The following is a 17,820-nucleotide window of genomic DNA, read 5'->3' on the forward strand; positions in this document are numbered from 1 at the left end:
CGTCGAGCATAGCCTCTAGACAACGTTGTCAATCGACGGAAGACTGGCGTTCTCACGCCGGGCCGGTACGCTCGGCCCCCGGGCCCACCAGGAGAATCCACACCGATGCAGACCGACCTCAGCGCAGCGTTGGACATTGGCGGCACCAAGATCGCCGGCGCTCTGGTGGATGCCCACGGCAGACTCGTCGAGCGGGCCGCCCGGCCCACTCCCGCCGACAAGGACGGGGCCACGGTGATGCGTGCGGTGGCCGAGGTGGTCGCCGAGCTGGCCGCGGGACCCGGCTGGGCGCGGGTGGCGGCCGTCGGTATCGGCAGTGCGGGCCCGGTCGACGCGTCGTCCGGCACCGTCAGCCCGGTCAACATCCCCGGCTGGCGCGACTTCCCGCTGGTCGCGGGGGTGCGGGCGCTCGTCGGGGAGCGCCCGGTCGTGCTGGTCGGCGACGGTGTCGCGATGACCGCGGCCGAACACTGGCAGGGTGCCGCGCGCGGTCACGCCAATGCGCTGTGCATGGTGGTCTCCACCGGCGTCGGCGGCGGACTCGTGCTGGGCGGCCGCCTCCACCCGGGCCCCACGGGGAACGCCGGGCACATCGGTCACATCAGTGTCGAGGTCGACGGTGACCCCTGCCCGTGCGGTTCCCGGGGCTGCGTCGAACGGATCGCCAGCGGCCCCAACATCGCCCGCCGGGCGTTGGCCAACGGCTGGCAGCCCGGCCCCGACGGTGACACCAGCGCGGCGGCCGTCGCCGCCGCGGCGCACGCCGGAGACCCGGTCGCCCTGCGCTCCTTCGAGCGGGCCGCCCGGGCGCTGGCCGCCGGGATCGCCGCCACCGCCACGCTCGTGGAGATAGACATCGCGGTGATCGGCGGGGGAGTCGCCGGCGCGGGTGACGTCCTCTTCGCCCCCTTGCGTGCGGCCTTGCGGGAGTATGCGACGTTGTCGTTCGTGTCGGGCCTGAGGGTTGTACCCGCCCAAATGGGGACGGACGCCGGGGTGGTGGGCGCCGCCGCTGCCGCCGGGCAACGGGCCCGTCCCGATGCCTTCGTCCCCACGCCCTGACACCTGTCAGGGACCCCTGCGCCCGCGACCGGCCTGACCGGGCGGGCCGAGGGCCCGCCCGGCGGCATCAACTCCGCCTGTATGAGCGGAAGATGACGCTCAGCACTGGAACTTGGCGTCCGCCCAGTCGGCGTGGTCGTAGTCGATACCGTCCCCGCCATCGGTCACGACGAGCCGGACGGTCTGCGCTCCGGTGACCGGGGCGCTGACGGCCTTGGGGGCATCCGCCCCGGTCACCGCGGGGCTCGCGGCGACCTGTTTGCCGTCGGCCCACACCTCGAAGCCCACCGACCCCCGGTCACCGGACTCGTCGTCGATGCCGACCTGGGCGGTGAACGCCGAGCACCGCCCGCCGGTGTAGAAGCTCACCTCGCTGGGCGCATGCACCCCGAGGCCCTTCGCGAAGCCGGTGCCACCGATGCTGATCGGCCGGCCGTCCCCGGCGTCGCGTTCCCCGACGCTGGTGTTCCTCTCGACCGGTCCCCAGCCGTTGGCGGCGGTGAGCCAGGGGAGTTCGGCGGCGTACGCGGTTCCGGACGGCGGTGGCACCACGACATGGGCGGTGCCGGGCAGGGTGGCGGTGATCCGTTCGCCGCGGGGTGAGCGGTAGTCGGCGGAGAGCGGCAGATCGTAGGCCCCGGGCGCGGTGCCGGCCGGTGCGGTGATCTGCCAGCCGGTGGTGAGCGTCCGGCCGCCGGGCAGCGCGCGGGACGTCGCCGGGGAGGTGGCCCGCACCCGCCACCCCTGTGGGGCCTTCAGCGTGACGGCGACGTGCCGGGCGGGGGTGCCGCCCAGGTTGCGGACGGTGGAGCGGAGGGCGGCGGGGGAGCCGGCCTCGACCAGCGGCGTACGGTCGGTGCCGGTCTCGACGGCCGGTGGGTAGGTGGCCCAGCGGTTGTCGGCGGATATGCGGTAGACGGTGGTGCCGTGCGCCGGGACGGTCGCCGAGATGGTGCCCGTGGTGTGCGTGTCCTGGTGCCGCCACAGGTCGCGCAGCCGGTAGCCGTCGGCCTGCGCGAGGCCCAATTCCTTGGCCGTGGTGGTGATCCGCTGTGGTCGGCCGGTCTCGTTGAACAGCGCCACCGCGCGGGCGCCGTCGGCCAGTTGCCGCACCAGCGTCCAGCGGCCGGACTCCGACTTCACCACCGTGGCCTGCTTGCCCAGCCGGTCCTGGTCGACGGCGATGAGGTCCTTGTTGGCCAGGATCTCGAACGTCTCCGGGCCGGCCTTGCGCAGGTCGGAGCCGATCAGCAGCGGGGCGGCCATCATCGACCACAGGGAGAAGTGGCTGCGGTACTCGGTGTCGGTCATGCCGCCGTTGCCGACCTCCAGCATGTCCGGGTCGTTCCAGTGGCCCGGCCCGGCGTGCGGGGCGAGCGGCAGATTCTGCTTCGCGATCCCGAGCATGCTGGACCACGAGTCACTGATGTCGCCGGTGGTACGCCACAGATGTCCTACGTCCGACGCCCACTCCCAAGGCTTGTTCTCGCCCCATTCGCAGATGCTGTAGATGATGGGCCGCCCGGTGGCCTTGAGTGCGTCCCGCATCGCGCGGTACCGCTGCTTGGCGTCCACACCGAGGTTATTGCAGTTGTCGTACTTGAGGTAGTCCACGCCCCAGTCGGCGAACTGCTGGGCGTCGGACTTCTCATGGCCCAGGCCGCCGGGGAATCCGGCCGGGTTGCAGGTTTTGATACCGGCACTCGTGTAGATGCCGAATTTCAGGCCTTTGGCGTGGACGTAGTCGGCCACCGCCTTGATGCCGTGGGGGAAGCGCTGTGGATCCGGCACGAGCTTGCCGTTCCCGTCGCGGGTGGGCAGCGCCCAGCAGTCGTCGAGATTGACGTACTGATAACCGGCGTCCTTGAGGCCTTTGGCGACGAAGAGATCGGCGATGCCCTTGACCATCTCTTCGTTGAACTCGGCCCGGCAGTTGGTGGAGTTCCAGTTGTTGAAGCCCATCGGGGGCGTCTTGGCGAGTCCGTCGGGGAGCCGGGGGGCGGGGGCGGTGCGGGAAGGGCCGGCTTCCGGGGCGCCGGGTGTACGGGCCGCGGCGGGCAGGGCGGTCACTCCTGCCGTACACAGCAGCGCGGCGGACAGCGCTCCGACGATTCTTCGGTGACCTCGCCGGTGGGTGGTGCGGATCTGAACGCGCATGATTCGCGTCCTCCGTCTTCGCGAGAGGCGTGGGTGGGGTCGTGTACCGGTCGCGTGCGAGTGTTTACGGTAGGGCTTGTTGGAGTCTGTTGGAAGAGGGGCGGTGCGGTTCCGGTATCGCCCGCCAAGACCCGTGACCGCGCCTGCAGTTCGGAGAGGGATCCCGCCACTCGCGTTCGGTTCTGTTTGGTTCCGCCCCTGAGGCGGTGGGACATGAGTCCGGTCAACGGGCGGCGGCTCGGGTACGTACGGGGAGCGGCAGGACGTGGGATGTCCCGCACGGTGCTGAGGAGTGAGCGCGGCGCTCGGCGCGGGGACCGTGGCCCTCCCGTCCCTGCTCACCGTGTGCGGCAGCGGCCCGAACGGCGTCACGACGGGTGCGAATGCCTCGGACGCCGTACCGAGAAAGGCCTTCGCCGCGGCCTTCAAGGTCTCGTTCACGCCATCAACAAGGGCCGCAGAGCCCCTTACGAAGAGACCGCGGCATACGGCTACTTCTCCCTCCCGCGTCATCTCTCCTTCGCCTACTACCACCAGGCCTTCACCGACTCCGGGATGAGCGGACACTTTCTCCACTCGCTCCTCATCGCCGTTCCCGGCGTCCTGCTCACCCTTTTCCTGGCCTCCTTTCCTGGTCTCCTTTCCTGGCCTTCACCGCCGGCCCGCTGCCCGCCGCCCCGGGCACTCTGCAATTCATCTGGAGGTACCACGGCTTCCCGTGGGGCCTGGTCTTCCGTTCCGGCGGCGAAAAATTCCCCGTCACTTCATCGCCGGACTGACCCTCGGCGCGAGCAAGGGGTAGCCGACCGGCCGCGCGGAACACGCCGCAGGCCGCACGGTGGGCCGCCGTCATATGCGGTGACTCCGGACCGATGGCGGCCCGGAAACTCGGTATGCGGGTGAGGGTTTCGGTACTGGAGGGGCGGGGGAGCGCTTGTTTGCCGGGGACTCGCGGCGGCGGATGCACTGACCGGCATCCTCCGCGCGAGGCATTTCGCGACCGGCGTGCCCACGGGGGCGGAAACCTCCCTGGCCACGCCGATGGTCGAATGCGCAACGTTCCCGGTCGTGCGCGCGGCCCGTGACCCCGAGCGTTTCCGTGGCAGGGTGTGGCGGGCAACTCACCTGGGTCTAGGGAAGAGGGGAAACCGTGATCGTCTGGCTGAACGGCACGTTCGGTGCGGGCAAGACCACTACGGCTCATGAATTGCTCGACCTGCTTCCCGGAAGCACGCTCTACGACCCCGAACTCCTCGGCAGCGGACTGCGCATGATGCTGCCGGCCAAGCGGTTCGAGGAGATCGACGATTATCAGGACATCCCGGCCTGGCGGCGGATGGTCGTCGACACCGCCGCGGCACTGCTCACCGAGGTGCCGGGCCCGCTGGTGACGCCGATGACGTTGCTGCGCCAGGAGTACCGCGACGAGATATTCGGCGCCCTCGCCGCCCGCCGGATACCCGTACGGCACGTCCTGCTGCACGCCGACGAAACGATCCTGCGAGCCCGGACGGCCGACCGGGAGGACACCTCCGGGGACGCCGGAGCCGCCGCGTCGACGCGCCGCTGGAGCCTGGAACACCTGGGCCCGTACGCCGACGCACTGCCCTGGCTCCAAGACGACGCCCATGTCGTCGACACCACCCGGCTCACCCCCCGGCAGACCGCCGAGCGGGTCGCCGAGGCCGTCCGCACCGGCGCCGGCGCCTGCGACATCGTGCAGACCCCCGAACCGACCGCCGAAACGCTCGCCGCCGGCGTACTGCTCTTCGACGACCAGGACCGGGTACTGCTCGTCGACCCGACCTACAAGGCCGGTTGGGAATTCCCCGGCGGGGTCGTGGAACGCGGCGAGGCACCCGCCCGTGCCGGCGTACGGGAGGTCGCCGAGGAACTGGGAATCGAACTGCCCCGCGCACTCCGGCTGCTGGTGCTGGACTGGGAAGCTCCCAAACCACCCGGCTTCGGCGGTCTGCGGCTGCTCTACGACGGCGGCACCCTGACCGACGACCGGATCAGCAAACTGCTGCTGCCCGGCGCGGAACTGCGCGACTGGCGCTTCGCCACCGAAGCCGAGGCCGAGAAGATGCTGCCACCGGTGCGGTGGAACCGCCTGCGGTGGGCGCTTCGCGCCCGGGAGCGGGGGTGTCCGCTTCACCTGGAGGCGGGGGTTCCCGCGGGGTAGCCGCACGCTTTCGGCTTTCCCGCCGGTCCGCTGCGATGTGCTTGTGCCCCACGTTTTCGGCTGTCCCGCCGTGGGGGTTTCTCTTTGTTGCGCCTGGCGGCGGGCCGGTTCGCTGCGCTTTGCCTCGGCCCGTTTTTGGCTTTCTCGCCGTTGCGCCTGCGCCTGGCGGCGGGCGGGTCCGCTGCGCGGGGCGGGGTCCGCTGCGCGGGGCTGTCGGGGTGCGGTGACGGGCCTGCGCGGGTGGGTGTCCGGACTGCTTCGCTTTACGTCCGGACACCCACCCGCTCCGGCCCGTCCCCTCCCGTTGGGGGTGGGAAGAAGGCCGGTGGGGGTGAGCGTGGGTGGTCCGGTGCTGCTCGTGGAACACGTGGAAATGCCTACGGCCGTGGCCCGCCCCCACCCACGTTCACTTACTCACCCACGGGAGGGGACGGGTCGGAGGGGCAGGGGTGTGGGACGTAAAGCGAAGCAGTCCCACACCCCTGCCCCGCAGGCCCGTCACCGCACCCACAGCCCCGCGCAGCGGACCCGCCCGCCGCAGGCGCAACGGCGGGAAAGCCAAAAACGGGGCGGAGGCAAAGCGCAGCGGAACGGCGGGAAAGCCGAAAACGGGGCGGAGGCAAAGCGCAGCGGAACGGCGGGAAAGCCGAAAACGCAGGGAATCAATTCGCATACCGACGGAGGAACAACGCCTCCGCCAGAGAAAGCCGCTCCAGCTCCTGTGGCGAAACGCTTTCGTTGACCGCGTGGATCTGCGCCTCCGGCTCGCTCAGGCCGATGAGCAGCATCTCCGCGTCCGGGTAGAGGCCGGCCAGCGTGTTGCACAGGGGGATCGAGCCGCCCATGCCGGCGCTCTGCATTTCCTCGCCGTCGTACGCCTCGCGCAGCGCCGCCGCCATCGAGGCGTACGCGGGGCTGGTGGTGTCCGCGCGGAACGGCTGGCCCTGGCCGGTCTGCTCGACCGCGACCCGCGCGCCCCACGGGGCGGCGCTCTCCAGATGCGCGGTCAGCAGCTTCGTCGCCTCGGCCGCGTCCGTGCCCGGCGGCACCCGCAGGCTGACCAGCGCCCGTGCGCCGGCCTGCACGGACGGGGTGGCGCCGACCACCGGCGGGCAGTCGATGCCGAGCACCGTGACGGCCGGACGCGCCCAGATCCGGTCCGCGACCGAACCGCTGCCCACCAGCCCGACGCCGTCGAGCACCTTGGCGTCCTTGCGGAAGTCCTCCTCCGGGTACTGCAGGCCCTCCCACGAAGCGTCCGCGGCCAGCCCGTTCACGGTGGTCGAACCGTCCTCGGCGCGCAGCGAGTCCAGGATCCGGATCAGTGCGGCCAGCGCGTCGGGGGCCGCGCCGCCGAACTGGCCGGAGTGGAGGTTGCCCTCCAGGGTGTCGACCTGGACCCGTACGAGTGTCATCCCGCGCAGCGTCGCGGTCACCGTCGGCAGCCCGACCCGGAAGTTGCCGGTGTCGCCGATGACGATGGCGTCGGCCGCCAGCAGCTCGGGGTGGGCCTCGGCGTAGCGTTCCAGGCCGCCGGTGCCCTGCTCCTCCGAACCCTCCACGATCACCTTGACGTTGACCGGCACCCCGCCGTGCTCCTTGAGGGCACGCAGCGCCGTCAGATGCATGATCAGGCCGCCCTTGCAGTCCGCCGCGCCGCGCCCGTACCAGCGGCCGTCGCGCTCGGTCAGTTCGAACGGCGGGGAGAGCCAGGCGGTCTCGTCCAGCGGCGGCTGCACGTCGTAGTGCGCGTACAGCAGCACCGTCGGTGCGCCGGCCGGGCCGGGCAGGAAGCCGTACACGGACTGGGTGCCGTCCGGGGTGTCCAGCAGCGCCACGTCCTCGAAGCCGTCCGCCCGCAGCGTCTCGACGAGCCAGCCGGCGGCCGCCTCGCACTCGCTCTTGGGGAACTGGGCCGGATCCGCCACCGACTTGAAGGCCACCAGCTCGGCCAGCTCGGCCCTGGCACGGGGCTGCAGTGCGGCGACGGTACGTGCGAGCGGGCTGTCAGACATGGAACGCTCCTGGTGGGCGCGACGTTGTGCGTACGGGTCGTCCGGCCTCGTGAGCCGGACGGGCCGGACGTACGGGCAGCAATGCCCCCGATCTTCCCACAGGCCCCTTGTGCAACAGCGGCCCGTAGGATGCGGGCGGTACGCGTAGCCAAGGCATCGGACGGGAGCAGAAGCACAGGTGAGCAGCGAGCACGCAGCCGAGGACAACCAGCAGGTGTGGGACGTCGTGGTGGTGGGTGCGGGGCCTGCGGGCGCCTCGGCCGCGCATGCCGCGGCCTGTACAGGGCGCCGGGTGCTGCTCCTGGAGAAGGCGGAGCTCCCGCGCTACAAGACCTGCGGCGGCGGCATCATCGGGCCCTCGCGGGACGCACTGCCGCCGGGCTTCGAGCTGCCGCTGCGGGACCGGGTGCATGCGGTGACGTTCTCGCTGAACGGCCGGCTGACCCGCACCCGCCGTTCCAGGAACATGCTGTTCGGGCTGATCAACCGCCCGGACTTCGATGCGCAGCTGGTCGAGTCGGCCAAGGACGCGGGCGCGACGGTCCGAACGGGCGTCACGGTCTCGCGGGTGGAGCAGCACGGCGCCGAGGTGCCGGACCGGCGGACCGTCGCGGTGGTGCTGGGCGACGGCGAGGTGGTGCTGGCCCGCGCCGTGGTGGGTGCGGACGGCAGCGCCGGACGGATAGGAGCTCATGTCGGGGTCAAGGTCGACCAGGTCGACCTCGGTCTGGAGGCGGAGATTCCGGTACCGGCGCCGGTCGCCGAGGACTGGGCGGGCCGGGTGCTCATCGACTGGGGCCCGATCCCCGGCAGCTACGGCTGGGTCTTCCCCAAGGGCGACACGCTGACCGTCGGCGTCATCTCCGCGCGGGGCGAGGGGGCCGCGACCAAGCGCTATCTGGAGGACTTCATCGGCCGGCTGGGCCTCGCCGGTTTCGAGCCGAGCATTTCGTCCGGGCACCTGACGCGCTGCCGCGCCGAGGACTCCCCGCTGTCCCGGGGCCGGGTGCTGGTGTGCGGTGACGCGGCCGGGCTGCTGGAGCCGTGGACGCGGGAGGGCATCTCCTTCGCGCTGCGGTCGGGGCGGCTCGCGGGGGAGTGGGCGGTGCGCGTCTCCGAGGCCCATGACGCGGTGGACGCCCGCCGTCAGGCGCTCAATTACGCCTTCGCCATCAAGGCGGGCCTCGGCGTGGAGATGGGGGTGGGGCGCCAGATGCTCAAGGTCTTCTCGCGCCGCCCCGGCCTGCTGCACGCCGCGGTCACCGGCTTCCGCCCGGCCTGGCAGGCCTTTGCGAAGATCACCCGCGGGACGACCACGCTGGCCGAGATCGTCCGCGCCCACTCGGTGGCGCGCCGCGCGCTGGAGGCGATGAACCGGGGGTGAGGCGGGGACGGGGCTGAGGCGGGGCCCGGTCGTCCGCAGGTGGCGGCGCGGAGGGGGTGCGGAGGGAGGGGATCGGCCCATGACAGGGGCCGGTTCCCGGACGCGGATACGAGGCGATCCGCTCCGGTGCGTCCGGCTTCTGGGCAAGGACACCGAACCGGAGGAGCTGGTGCGGGCCGTGCGCGCGGTCGTGGGCGGCGACGCGCTGCTCTCGCCCGGTGTCACCCGCGGCCTCGTCGCCGAGTTCGCGGCCCGCTCCAAGGAGCCGGCCGCGGCCGATGCCCTGTCCGCACCGACCGGCCGGAAGCGCGAGGTGATGGCGCTGGTCGGCACCGGTCTCTCCCCCGAGGAGATCGCCCGCCGGCTGGTGGTCAGCCCGCTCACCGCCAAGACGCATGTGCGCCGCACCATGGTCGAACCGGGCGCCCCGCGACCGTGCCCCACTGGTCGTGCCGGCCTATGGGTCGGGGTGGGTGCGGCCCGGCCGGCCGGGCTGAATCCAGACGACGTCCTGCGGGGACGGGCCGGCCCCCGGCCGGTGGGGCAGACGCCGGAGCACGCGCACCACGTGGACGCAGAACAGCACCCCGCCGAGGGCACCGCTCACCGCGAGCCACGGTCCGCGCCACGAGGCCGGCACCGGGCCCCACAGGACCGCGCTGCCCAGCACCCCGAAACCCGCGGCACCCACGAAGGCGCCGCCGACCAGGGCAAACATGATCTCGACGGTGACCGCGTCGCGCTCGGCCTGCGTACGGCTGGGTGACATGCCGACAGTCTCCCAGGGGCCATCCCACTCCGGTCCGTTTCCGGGGGAACGTGCCCTGGCAGCTTGCCGGTTGGGCCTGCCCTTGCCTCACGTGCCCATAAACCCGTGTGCCATCGAGCGGCTATGGGGCGCCTGTGTGCCTATGCTCCTCGGGCGCACTGATCACCAACGGCTCCACCGGAGGGGCTGGGCAGTAAGAACCGGCTCGGCCGGATGGCCGTGGAAGGCGTGGGCGCTGCCGGCGGGCAGATCGCTGCTGACGGGGCGGCAGACCCCCGTCGCCGGCCGTACGGCGACGGCCTCAGCCCGATCAGACGGATGACTGACCGTGCCGCCGGTGGCAGCAGCCGGGTGACCGGGTGAGGACAACTGTCAGAGCCCAGCGCGCTCCCGCCACAGCCGGGGCAGCGTCTCATCGCCGGTGATCGTCAACGCGTCCCACGGCAGACGGTTCCACAGGGCGAGATACAGCTCCTCGGCCGGGCCCTCGATCGTGCAGTCCGCCGGCTTGTCGTTGTCCGGTCCGTCGTCGCCGGCCTCCGCGGCGGTACGCACCGTGTGCGGCGGGGCGTCGGAGAGCCGGACGGTCCAGTCGGCGCCGGGCGCGTTCGTCGCGCGCAGCCGCAACGTCCGGGGGACGTCCGTCCGGACCTGGCTGCGGTCACGGCCGTGAAAGCCCGTCAGGAGTTCATCGATCCCGTCGGCCGCGAAGGCGGACGGAAGGGGGGTGAGGGAGGCGCCGAGCGCCTGCTGTGCGTCCACGCGGTGCACCGAGGTCTCGTGCGCCTGCCGGCGGGCCCAGAACGCCAGCGGGGAGGGTGCGGGGAGGAAGGTCCAGGCCGCCAGGTCCTGCGGGGCGGAGTGCAGCGCCAGGACGAGGTGGTGATGGCCTTCGCGCAGCCAGGCCACGAGGTCGTCGTCGGACAGGTCCGGAGCCTCGGGGGGACGGCTGGGCTGCTGCACGCCCTGCGTCACGAACTCCGTCGCCCAGCGGTGGACCCGGCCGATGTGGGTGACCAGATCCCGCATCTGCCACTCGGGACAGGCCGGAATACGGGCATCCGGCCCCGCCTCCTCGGCGGCGTCGGCGAGCAGGCTTCCGTCCAGTCGCAGCGATTCGACGAACTCAGTGATCTCCATGGTCAGAAGTGTGCCAGCCGCCACTGACAACGGCCCCGCGCGGGTCCGGGCCGTGGCTGCACGCACGCTGGGGAGCGGGCGGGCGGCGTGTCTGCCCGCGCGGGTGCGACGGCCGGTTCACGGCCGTCCGGTGCGGTGCGCCCCGCGGGTGGCGTACGCGATGACCGCGGCGACCGCGGCCAGCAGCGCCACCGTCGTCAGGGCGGCCGGCAGGCCGGCCGTCTCGGCGAGGAAGCCGATGGCGGGCGGTCCGAGCAGCATGCCGCCGTAGCCGACCGTGGAGGCCACGGCGACCCCGTCCGGGCCGCCGCTCTCGCCGGCCCGGGCAATGGCGATCGGGAAGATGTTGGCGAGCCCCAGGCCCGCCACGGCGAAGCCGGCGCAGGCCGCCCCCGCCGAGGGGGCGAGCGCGCCGAGCAGCATGCCGGCGGTCGCCGTCGTCCCGCCCGCGATCAGCGCCCGCGCCGCGCCGAAGCGCTGCACGAGCGCGGTCCCGGACAGCCGTCCCACGGTCATCGCCAGTGCGAACACGGCATATCCGGCGGCGGCCGTACCCGGTCCGGCACCCAGGTCCTGGGAGAGGTGCAGCGCACCCCAGTCGGCCATGGCCCCCTCGCCGTACGCGGTGCACAGCGCGATCACCCCGAAGACCAGCACCAGGCGGCGGCCGCGGCCCGCCCGGCCGTGCCGCGGCCGGCCCTCCTGCGCCACCGGCAGCCGCTCGGGGACGGCCGGGGCCGGGTGTGCGCGCAGCGAGCTCCCCGCAACGGCCGTCACCAGCAGGCCGATCGCGGCGAGCAGCAGCAGGTGAACGGTGGGGGAGAGGCTGCCCGCGATCAGCCCGCCGAGGCCCGCGCCGAGCATGCCGCCGAGGCTGAAGGCGGCGTGGAAGCTGGGCATCACGGGACGCCGCAGAGCGCTGATGAGGTCGACCGCGGCACTGTTCATCGCCACGTTGAGCGAGCCGTACGCGGCGCCGAAGACCAGCAGGACCAGGCCCAGCGCGGTCGCCGAGTGGGTGAGCGGCGGCAGCGTGATGCTCAGCGCGAGGGCGGCCGCGGAGGCGGTCGTGACGGTGTGGCTGCCGAACCGCCGGCACAGCCTGCCGGTGATCATCATGAAGGCGACCGCGCCGGCCGACACGCCGAGCAGCGCGAGTCCCAGGGCGCCCGCACCGGCGCCGGTCTGTGCCTTGATCGCGGGGATCCGGACGACCCAGCCGGCGAAGAGAAAGCCGTCCATGGCGAAGAAGGCCGTGACGGCGATGCGGAGGCGGGTCAGGTGCGGATCGGCGGGAGGAGTGCGGCCCCGGTCCTTCGTCAGAACCGCCCGTATTTTGTTTAGTGTCGGCACAAAGCCAGAATAGGGGGGTGACCCAGACTCGGACAACCAGGCTGGAGCGGGGCCGTGGCGCCCTCGGACCCGCACTGGAGCTCGTACACACCGGACGCGCACCCACCCGCGCGGTCCTGACCTCCGAACTCGGCGTGACCCGCGCGACCGCGGGGGCGGTGGCCGCCGAGCTCGAAGCGCTCGGCCTGATCACCGTCGACTCCCGGCCGACCGCCTCGGCCGGCTCCCAGGGGCGCCCCTCCCACCGGCTGTCCGTCGCCGAGAACGGACCGGTCGTGCTCGCCGCGCAGATCCACGCCGACGGCTTCCGGGTCGCGCTGGTGGGCCTGGGGGGCCGCATCGTGGCGACCTCGACGGGCTGCGGCACCATCCCCGCCGACCCGGCGCATGTCCTCGCCGATGTGGTCGCGGCCGGCTCGGACCTGCTGCGCGAGACCGGGAGGCGCTGCCTCGGCGCCGGACTCGCGGTGCCCTCCGCGGTCGCCGAACCGGACGGTGAGGCCCTTGCGCCGCTCCACCTCGCCTGGCCCTCCGGTGCCCCCGTCCGCGCACTCTTCCTGCGCGCGCTGGCCGACGCCGGCATCCCGGGAGTCGCCGCGGCGATCGGCTTCACCGGTAACGACGTCAACCTCATGGCGCTCGCCGAACACCGGCACGGCGTCGGCCGGGGCGCCCGCGATCTGCTCTGTGTGGCATCCGGCCACCGGGGCGTCGGCGGGGCCCTGGTGCTCGACGGCCGTCTGCACAGCGGCAGTTCGGGCCTGGCACTGGAGGTCGGGCACCTGACGGTCAACCCCGAGGGGGCGCCCTGCCACTGCGGCAGCCGCGGCTGCCTGGACGTCGAGGCGGACCCGCTCGCCTTCCTCGGCGCCGCGGGCCGCGAACCGGGCCCCGAGGTCTCCCTGCTCCAGCAAGCCGTCGACCTGCTGCGGGACGAGTACGCCGATCCGGGCGTCCGCTCCGCCGCCGATCTCCTCATCGACCGCCTCGGGCTCGGCCTGGCCGGACTCGTCAACATCCTCAACCCCGACCTCATCGTCCTCGGCGGACTGCACCGCGCCCTGCTGGAGGCCGATCCGGAGCGGTTGCGCGCGGTGGTCGCCGACCGCAGTCTGTGGGGCCGCAGCGGCGGGGTGCCGATCCTGCCCTGCAGCCTCGACCACAACAGCCTGGTCGGCGCGGCGGAGTTGGCCTGGCAGCCGGTTCTGGACGATCCGCTGGTCGTCCTCGAGCGGTAACGGACGGCGGCCTGTTGTGCCTTGGGGCGGGGGACCGGTGGGAGCCGGGGCGGGGGCCCGTCCGATGGGCCTGCCGCGGAACGGCCGAGCGTGTGGCCGGAAAGCATCAGCCGGAGGGGCCTTCGCGGTGAGGGCTGCCCGTGTGCTTGGCCGGCAGTGCTTTCCCTGAGCATTTCTGTTGCCGGGTCCACGGACTCTGCGTTCCTTCCGCGAAGAGCAGCCGGTCCTGCCACCGGAGGGCCGGGCCGGTCGGCAAGGCCCCGGAAAGGGGCTTCCTCGCCGGCGGAACCCCTGCTCGGGACGCTGTTACAGCACGGTTCCTCCATCGACGGATCACTGTCATCGCTTCGTCATGAGATGGGTGACGTCATGTCACACGGTCCCGGCAGTATGGCCCCGCACCGACATGGACGTACTCCGGGATCACCCGCCCGGTTACGTGGTTCGAGCGGCTGACGTCCGCGCAGAGCGCCCCGCTCGGCGCCCCTGCACACCCCCGCAGTCGGGCGCCTTGCGGCACCCATGTGGCGCAGAGGCGCAGTCGGCCGGTCCAGGCGTCAGGGATAAGTTCGCTCTGCCCTCGCTCTTCACGGCCCCAACAGGGAGTCGCGGGCAGCTATTTCGGCCACCGATCACGCTGTGAGGCGCGGCGGCGTGCACCGTCTGCCGGTCACCAGAGCTGATGTGGCATCAGCCGTCCGGCAGCGCTCTCCGTGCGTCCTGCCCGGCCGACGAGGAACAGCGTCGACTACCGCATCCCGCAAGCCAATTGTTCAGGCACATGAAAAGGGCAGTGAGCAGAAATGAGATGGGTTTCCACCGTCACCGCGGCGGCCATAGGGGCCGGAGCGGTTGCCGGAACCATTGCGGCGGCCACACCTTCCGTCGCGGCACCGCAGAGCGCACAGGCAGTCACCTCGACGGTGCATTGCACGTCCGAGGACCAAGCGCTGGCCAAGAAGCTGTCGAGCGATATATCCAGGGCACTGGAAGGCCGGAAGAGCGCGGTCTCGCTCTCCTTCTATGACCGGCCCACCGGAATCACGTGCACCTCCGACGCCGCCAAGAAGTACGACTCGGCCAGCGTGGTAAAGACGATCATTCTCGGGGCCCTGCTGTATCAGAAGGGCGGCACCCTCACCGAGGCGGAAGATGCGCTTGCGCGTAAGATGATCACCGATTCCGACAACGCATCCGCGACCACGCTGTGGAAGCAGTTGTCCGATCTGAAGGATCCCGCGAAGCCGAACCCGGTCCGGATCCAGGAATTCCTTGACAAGGCCGGGATGGACGACACCGTCCTCGACAAGGAAGGGTCCTGGGGCCTCACCCAGGTCACCGCGGGCGACCAGGAAAAGCTGCTGCGCATATTCTCGGGTGACGACGACTCGGTCCTGGGGAGCAAGGCTCGCTCCTACGCACTCGACCTCATGAACCACGTGCAGAGCAGCCAGCGATGGGGGGCCACAGCCGGCGCTCCGCTCGACTCCGTGATCCATGTGAAGAACGGCTGGCTGCAGCGTAGCCAGAACCCTGACGTCGAACCCTTCGACAGGGGGGATTGGAAGGTGAACAGCATGGCGGCCCTCACGGGGACCGGCTACGACTCCGGTCTGGTCGTACTCACCGAAAACAACAGAGTTCCCGAAGGGCGTCCCGCCGAAGAAGGGTTGGATTACGGGATCGAAACGATAGAGACCGTTTCTCGGGCCATTTACCGGGACGTTTACCCCGATGCTGAAGGCAACGTCCCCAGCAGGCCGGCTCTTCAGGCGGCCAAGCTCCCCGCAGGAGGGTAAAACGCCGGGGCGAAGCCCTCGCCGCCCGTCCGGCCCGGTTTCCGTGACTCATTTCCCGGAGCTTGACGCAAGCGCACCGGGCTGCACGCCGCCCTCGCCGCCGCGGTGACCGGCGCTGCCCTCGCCGTACCGGCCGGCGCGGCGGTCGCCATGCCCAAGGCCGTCTGCAAGTACGACGGGAAAACGTGAAGACGGGCAAAACGGTGAAGGCCTTCACCACGGGCTGCGGTTCCGGCTGATGGACGGCGTCGGTGCGCTGGTGCGCGGCGGAAAGCGGCCGCATGTGGGGATCTCGGTCACGCTGTGGGCGCCCGCCGCGTGTCCCGGCTCCTGTGCGGGGCCGGGGTCCGCGGCGCCCGCGTCCAGTCGGCGGCGAAGGCGCGGGCCGGGTTCACCGTCAGGAACCGTGTCACCAGGTCCTTTCCCAGGGCGACTTCGAGACGTTCCCGGTGACGGCGCAGCAGATGGGGCATGCCGGGGCCGCCGTTCACCGACCGGGCGCCGGCCGTCGTGGTGTCGCCGCCCAGCAGGATCCGGTCGCCGAAGCCCGCCTCGGCGAGGGCGGCCAGCGCCTCGGGGAGGCGCCAGTCGGTCGCGTGATGGGCCCGCGAGGGGCCGTCGAAGGCCAGATACGCCCCGGCCTCGGCGGCCGTCCGGTGGACGACGAGGTCCGGTGAGCGGTTGAGGTGGCCGAGAATCACCCGGTCCGGCGGGACCGCCAACTCGCCGCAGAGCAGGTCGAGTACGGCCGTCGCCCCGGTGCCCAGCTCCAGATGGACGCCGATGACCGCACCGGTCGCCCGCTGGGCCTCGGCGGCCGCGGCCATGGTGTGCCGGGCGTGCGCGTCCAGACCGTGGAACCCGCCGGCAACCTTGATCATCCCGGCGCGCGGGCCGGTGCCGCCGATTCCTTCGGTCAGTTCGGCGACGAATAGTTCGGCCAGCCCTGAGCGAAGGTGCTCCAGCACCTCGGGTGTGTAGTGCGCCGCCTGGTGCAGCCCGGTGGCGGCGACGATGTGCACTCCCGATTCCCGTGCCAGCCGGGGGAGTTCGGCTGCGCCCCGGCCCATGCCGTACGGCGTCCACTGGATCACCGCCGTACCGCCGGCCGCGCGGAAGGCGCGCAGCTCGGCGGCCGCGGCCGCGGGGTCGTCCAGCTCTTGGCCCGGCAACTGCGGGCTGCGCAGGAAGAGATGGTCGTGTGCGTCACAGACGCCGAGGCCGGCGGGGACGAGGTCGCCGAGGACTGTACGGATGGTGGGGTCGGCCGGTGTGTCCGACGGGGTCCGGTTCACCACTGCCGTCCCGTGCCGAGCCGGCCGGTGCCCGGGGCGGACAGATGCAGCACCTCGTAACGGTCCCCGGCGGACCATGGGGAGGCCTGGGAGGCGTGGGAGGCGTGGGAGGTGTGCGCCCAGAGGGTGAAGTGGACCAGCTCCCAGTGCCGTGGGTCCAGGGCCAGCGCGGTGGTGTGCACCCCGTCCGTCGTGGCCAGCTCCTCGTGTCCGGCCACCGCGCGGGCGATGACGGTGGCGGCGTCGGCGTTCTCGGCGAGTGTCTCCGTCCGCCGGGTGAAGGCGCGGGGCGGGGCGTCGGCGGCCGGGCCGGGATGGTGGTACAGCCCCTGCCAGTGCTGGACGACCGGCCGTCCGAAGTCGCGGACCACCCCGCGGAATCCGTCACCGAGGAGGAAGCGGTTCATGGCCTCCGGACCGGCCCAGAGGTAGAACGGCGCGTACTGGTTGACCGGTGAGCCGTCGACCCCGCGCTCCCGGACTCCGTACGCCTTGAGGCCGAGTCCGGCGAAGTCGTCCAGGAGGTGGCCCCTGGACTTCACCCGGTGCCGGATGATCTGCATGTCGTAGTCGGCGGGCAAGGTGATCGCGTACTGCATGGCGTGCATGGCGGACTCCGTACGGTGCGGGGGAGGGGTGCTCAGCGGGTGGTGCCCGTGCCGGGCGTGACCTGTGTGGCGAGCAGGGACAGCACGCCCCGTACGGCCGCGTCGAACGGCGCGGTGTCATCGGCGGCGCGGGCCAGGACGTAGCCGCCCTGGACGACGGCCGCGACGGTCGCCGCAGTGGCCGACGGGTCCAGTCCGGGGGCCAGTTCGCCACGCTGCTGCCCCTCGGTGAGGACTTCGCCGATCCGGCCCCGGAGCCAGCCGAACATCTCGTCCAGAGGCTGCCGCAGCTCGGCGCTGCGCACCACATCGCGGTCCTGCGTCATCCGGCCGACCGGGCAGCCGCGCAGCACCTCCCGCTCGCGCAGCAGATAGCCGGCGACCCGGTCGTACGCCGTGCCGGGGGCGCTCAGGCACTCCTCGGCGGCCGCCTTCATGCCCTCTGCGGTGCGCCGGATCGCCGCCAGTGCGAGGCCGGACTTGCCGGTGAAGTGGTGGTACATGCTGCCCTGGCCGACGCCCGCGCGCTCCAGGACCGCCTTGGGGCTGGTGCCGACGTACCCGCGCTCCCACAGCAGCTCCTGGGTGCTCCGCACGAGGCGTTCCTGAGTGCTGGGGGCGTGATGGGTGCCGGGCAGCTTCTGTGTGCCGGGTGATGCCTGCGCCCCGGGGGATGCCTGCGCGTCGGGCGGTACCTGTGTGCCCGGTGACGCCTGCTCGCCGAGTGAATCCTGAGTGCCCATGAGGGCACTGTACATACCAGTAGTTACAGAGCCAAGAGTCAAGAGCCAAGAGTTAAGAGGGGGAGGCCGCGC

Annotated in this window: 13 protein-coding genes and 2 pseudogenes; 7 read left to right on the forward strand and 8 right to left on the reverse strand. The window is 72.0% G+C overall.

Translation table 11 applies throughout. The annotated features are described in order from the left end of the window. The first annotated feature begins 105 nt into the window (after positions 1-105). Positions 106-1,062 carry an ROK family protein gene (locus tag OHS81_RS31360; protein WP_328388820.1) on the forward strand — a complete coding sequence of 319 codons (957 nt, stop codon included), beginning with the start codon at positions 106-108 and terminating at the stop codon, positions 1,060-1,062. Positions 1,063-1,161: 99 nt separating this feature from the next. Here OHS81_RS31360 and OHS81_RS31365 read toward each other — a convergent pair whose 3' ends face one another. Further along, positions 1,162-3,219 carry an NPCBM/NEW2 domain-containing protein gene (locus OHS81_RS31365; protein ID WP_328388822.1) on the reverse strand — a complete coding sequence of 686 codons (2,058 nt, stop codon included), beginning with the start codon at positions 3,217-3,219 and terminating at the stop codon, positions 1,162-1,164. A gap of 292 nt (positions 3,220-3,511) precedes the next feature. Between OHS81_RS31365 and OHS81_RS31370 the strand changes: the two are divergent. Both OHS81_RS31370 and OHS81_RS31380 read left to right on the forward strand, forming a co-directional pair. After that, positions 3,512-3,649 (forward strand): annotated as a pseudogene (locus OHS81_RS31370) (carbohydrate ABC transporter substrate-binding protein); the annotation flags it as partial. Between the two features lie 720 nt (positions 3,650-4,369). Beyond that, positions 4,370-5,404: an NUDIX hydrolase gene (locus tag OHS81_RS31380; protein ID WP_328388824.1), complete on the forward strand. Its 1,035-nt coding sequence runs from the start codon at positions 4,370-4,372 to the stop codon at positions 5,402-5,404. A gap of 662 nt (positions 5,405-6,066) precedes the next feature. Here the strand turns inward: OHS81_RS31380 and OHS81_RS31385 are convergent. After that, on the reverse strand, positions 6,067-7,419 hold the full coding sequence (locus OHS81_RS31385; protein ID WP_328388826.1) for a dipeptidase: 1,353 nt from the start codon (positions 7,417-7,419) through the stop codon (positions 6,067-6,069). A gap of 178 nt (positions 7,420-7,597) precedes the next feature. Between OHS81_RS31385 and OHS81_RS31390 the strand changes: the two genes are divergently transcribed. Continuing rightward, complete coding sequence (locus OHS81_RS31390) at positions 7,598-8,803, forward strand: geranylgeranyl reductase family protein (RefSeq protein ID WP_328388827.1); 1,206 nt, start codon at positions 7,598-7,600, stop codon at positions 8,801-8,803. Between the two features lie 107 nt (positions 8,804-8,910). Beyond that, a pseudogene (locus OHS81_RS31395) lies at positions 8,911-9,300 on the forward strand (LuxR C-terminal-related transcriptional regulator); the annotation flags it as partial. Here the strand turns inward: OHS81_RS31395 and OHS81_RS31400 are convergent. The 3 genes from OHS81_RS31400 to OHS81_RS31410 all read right to left on the reverse strand — a co-directional run bounded on the left by OHS81_RS31400 (position 9,261) and on the right by OHS81_RS31410 (position 12,065). After that, a complete protein-coding gene (locus OHS81_RS31400) occupies positions 9,261-9,572 on the reverse strand; it encodes a DUF6332 family protein (RefSeq protein WP_328388828.1) in 312 nt (103 codons plus the stop codon). The pseudogene OHS81_RS31395 and the gene OHS81_RS31400 sit on opposite strands and share 40 nt — an antisense overlap. A 372-nt stretch (positions 9,573-9,944) precedes the next feature. Next, on the reverse strand, positions 9,945-10,712 hold the full coding sequence (locus OHS81_RS31405; protein ID WP_328388830.1) for a maleylpyruvate isomerase family mycothiol-dependent enzyme: 768 nt from the start codon (positions 10,710-10,712) through the stop codon (positions 9,945-9,947). Between the two features lie 117 nt (positions 10,713-10,829). Beyond that, complete coding sequence (locus OHS81_RS31410; RefSeq protein WP_328388831.1) at positions 10,830-12,065, reverse strand: MFS transporter; 1,236 nt, start codon at positions 12,063-12,065, stop codon at positions 10,830-10,832. A gap of 17 nt (positions 12,066-12,082) precedes the next feature. Here OHS81_RS31410 and OHS81_RS31415 point away from each other — a divergent pair, with 17 nt between their 5' ends. After that, positions 12,083-13,303, forward strand: a complete 1,221-nt coding sequence (locus OHS81_RS31415; RefSeq protein ID WP_328388833.1) for an ROK family protein — start codon at positions 12,083-12,085, stop codon at positions 13,301-13,303. An 803-nt stretch (positions 13,304-14,106) separates the two neighbouring features. Continuing rightward, positions 14,107-15,102 (forward strand): serine hydrolase, encoded by a 996-nt coding sequence (locus OHS81_RS31420; RefSeq protein ID WP_328388835.1) that lies wholly within the window; start codon positions 14,107-14,109, stop codon positions 15,100-15,102. A 296-nt stretch (positions 15,103-15,398) separates the two neighbouring features. Here OHS81_RS31420 and OHS81_RS31425 read toward each other — a convergent pair whose 3' ends face one another. The 3 genes from OHS81_RS31425 to OHS81_RS31435 are packed head-to-tail and all read right to left on the reverse strand — an operon-like array spanning position 15,399 to position 17,748. Next, positions 15,399-16,397 carry a phosphotriesterase family protein gene (locus OHS81_RS31425; RefSeq protein ID WP_328388837.1) on the reverse strand — a complete coding sequence of 333 codons (999 nt, stop codon included), beginning with the start codon at positions 16,395-16,397 and terminating at the stop codon, positions 15,399-15,401. Beyond that, positions 16,394-17,005 (reverse strand): DUF4865 family protein, encoded by a 612-nt coding sequence (locus tag OHS81_RS31430; protein WP_328388838.1) that lies wholly within the window; start codon positions 17,003-17,005, stop codon positions 16,394-16,396. The genes OHS81_RS31425 and OHS81_RS31430 overlap by 4 nt, the downstream gene beginning before the upstream one ends. Positions 17,006-17,037: 32 nt before the next feature. After that, a complete protein-coding gene (locus OHS81_RS31435; RefSeq protein WP_443058791.1) occupies positions 17,038-17,748 on the reverse strand; it encodes a TetR/AcrR family transcriptional regulator in 711 nt (236 codons plus the stop codon). Positions 17,749-17,820: the final 72 nt, after the last annotated feature.

Source organism: Streptomyces sp. NBC_00400 (assembly GCF_036048035.1).
In the GTDB taxonomy this organism is placed as follows: domain Bacteria; phylum Actinomycetota; class Actinomycetes; order Streptomycetales; family Streptomycetaceae; genus Streptomyces.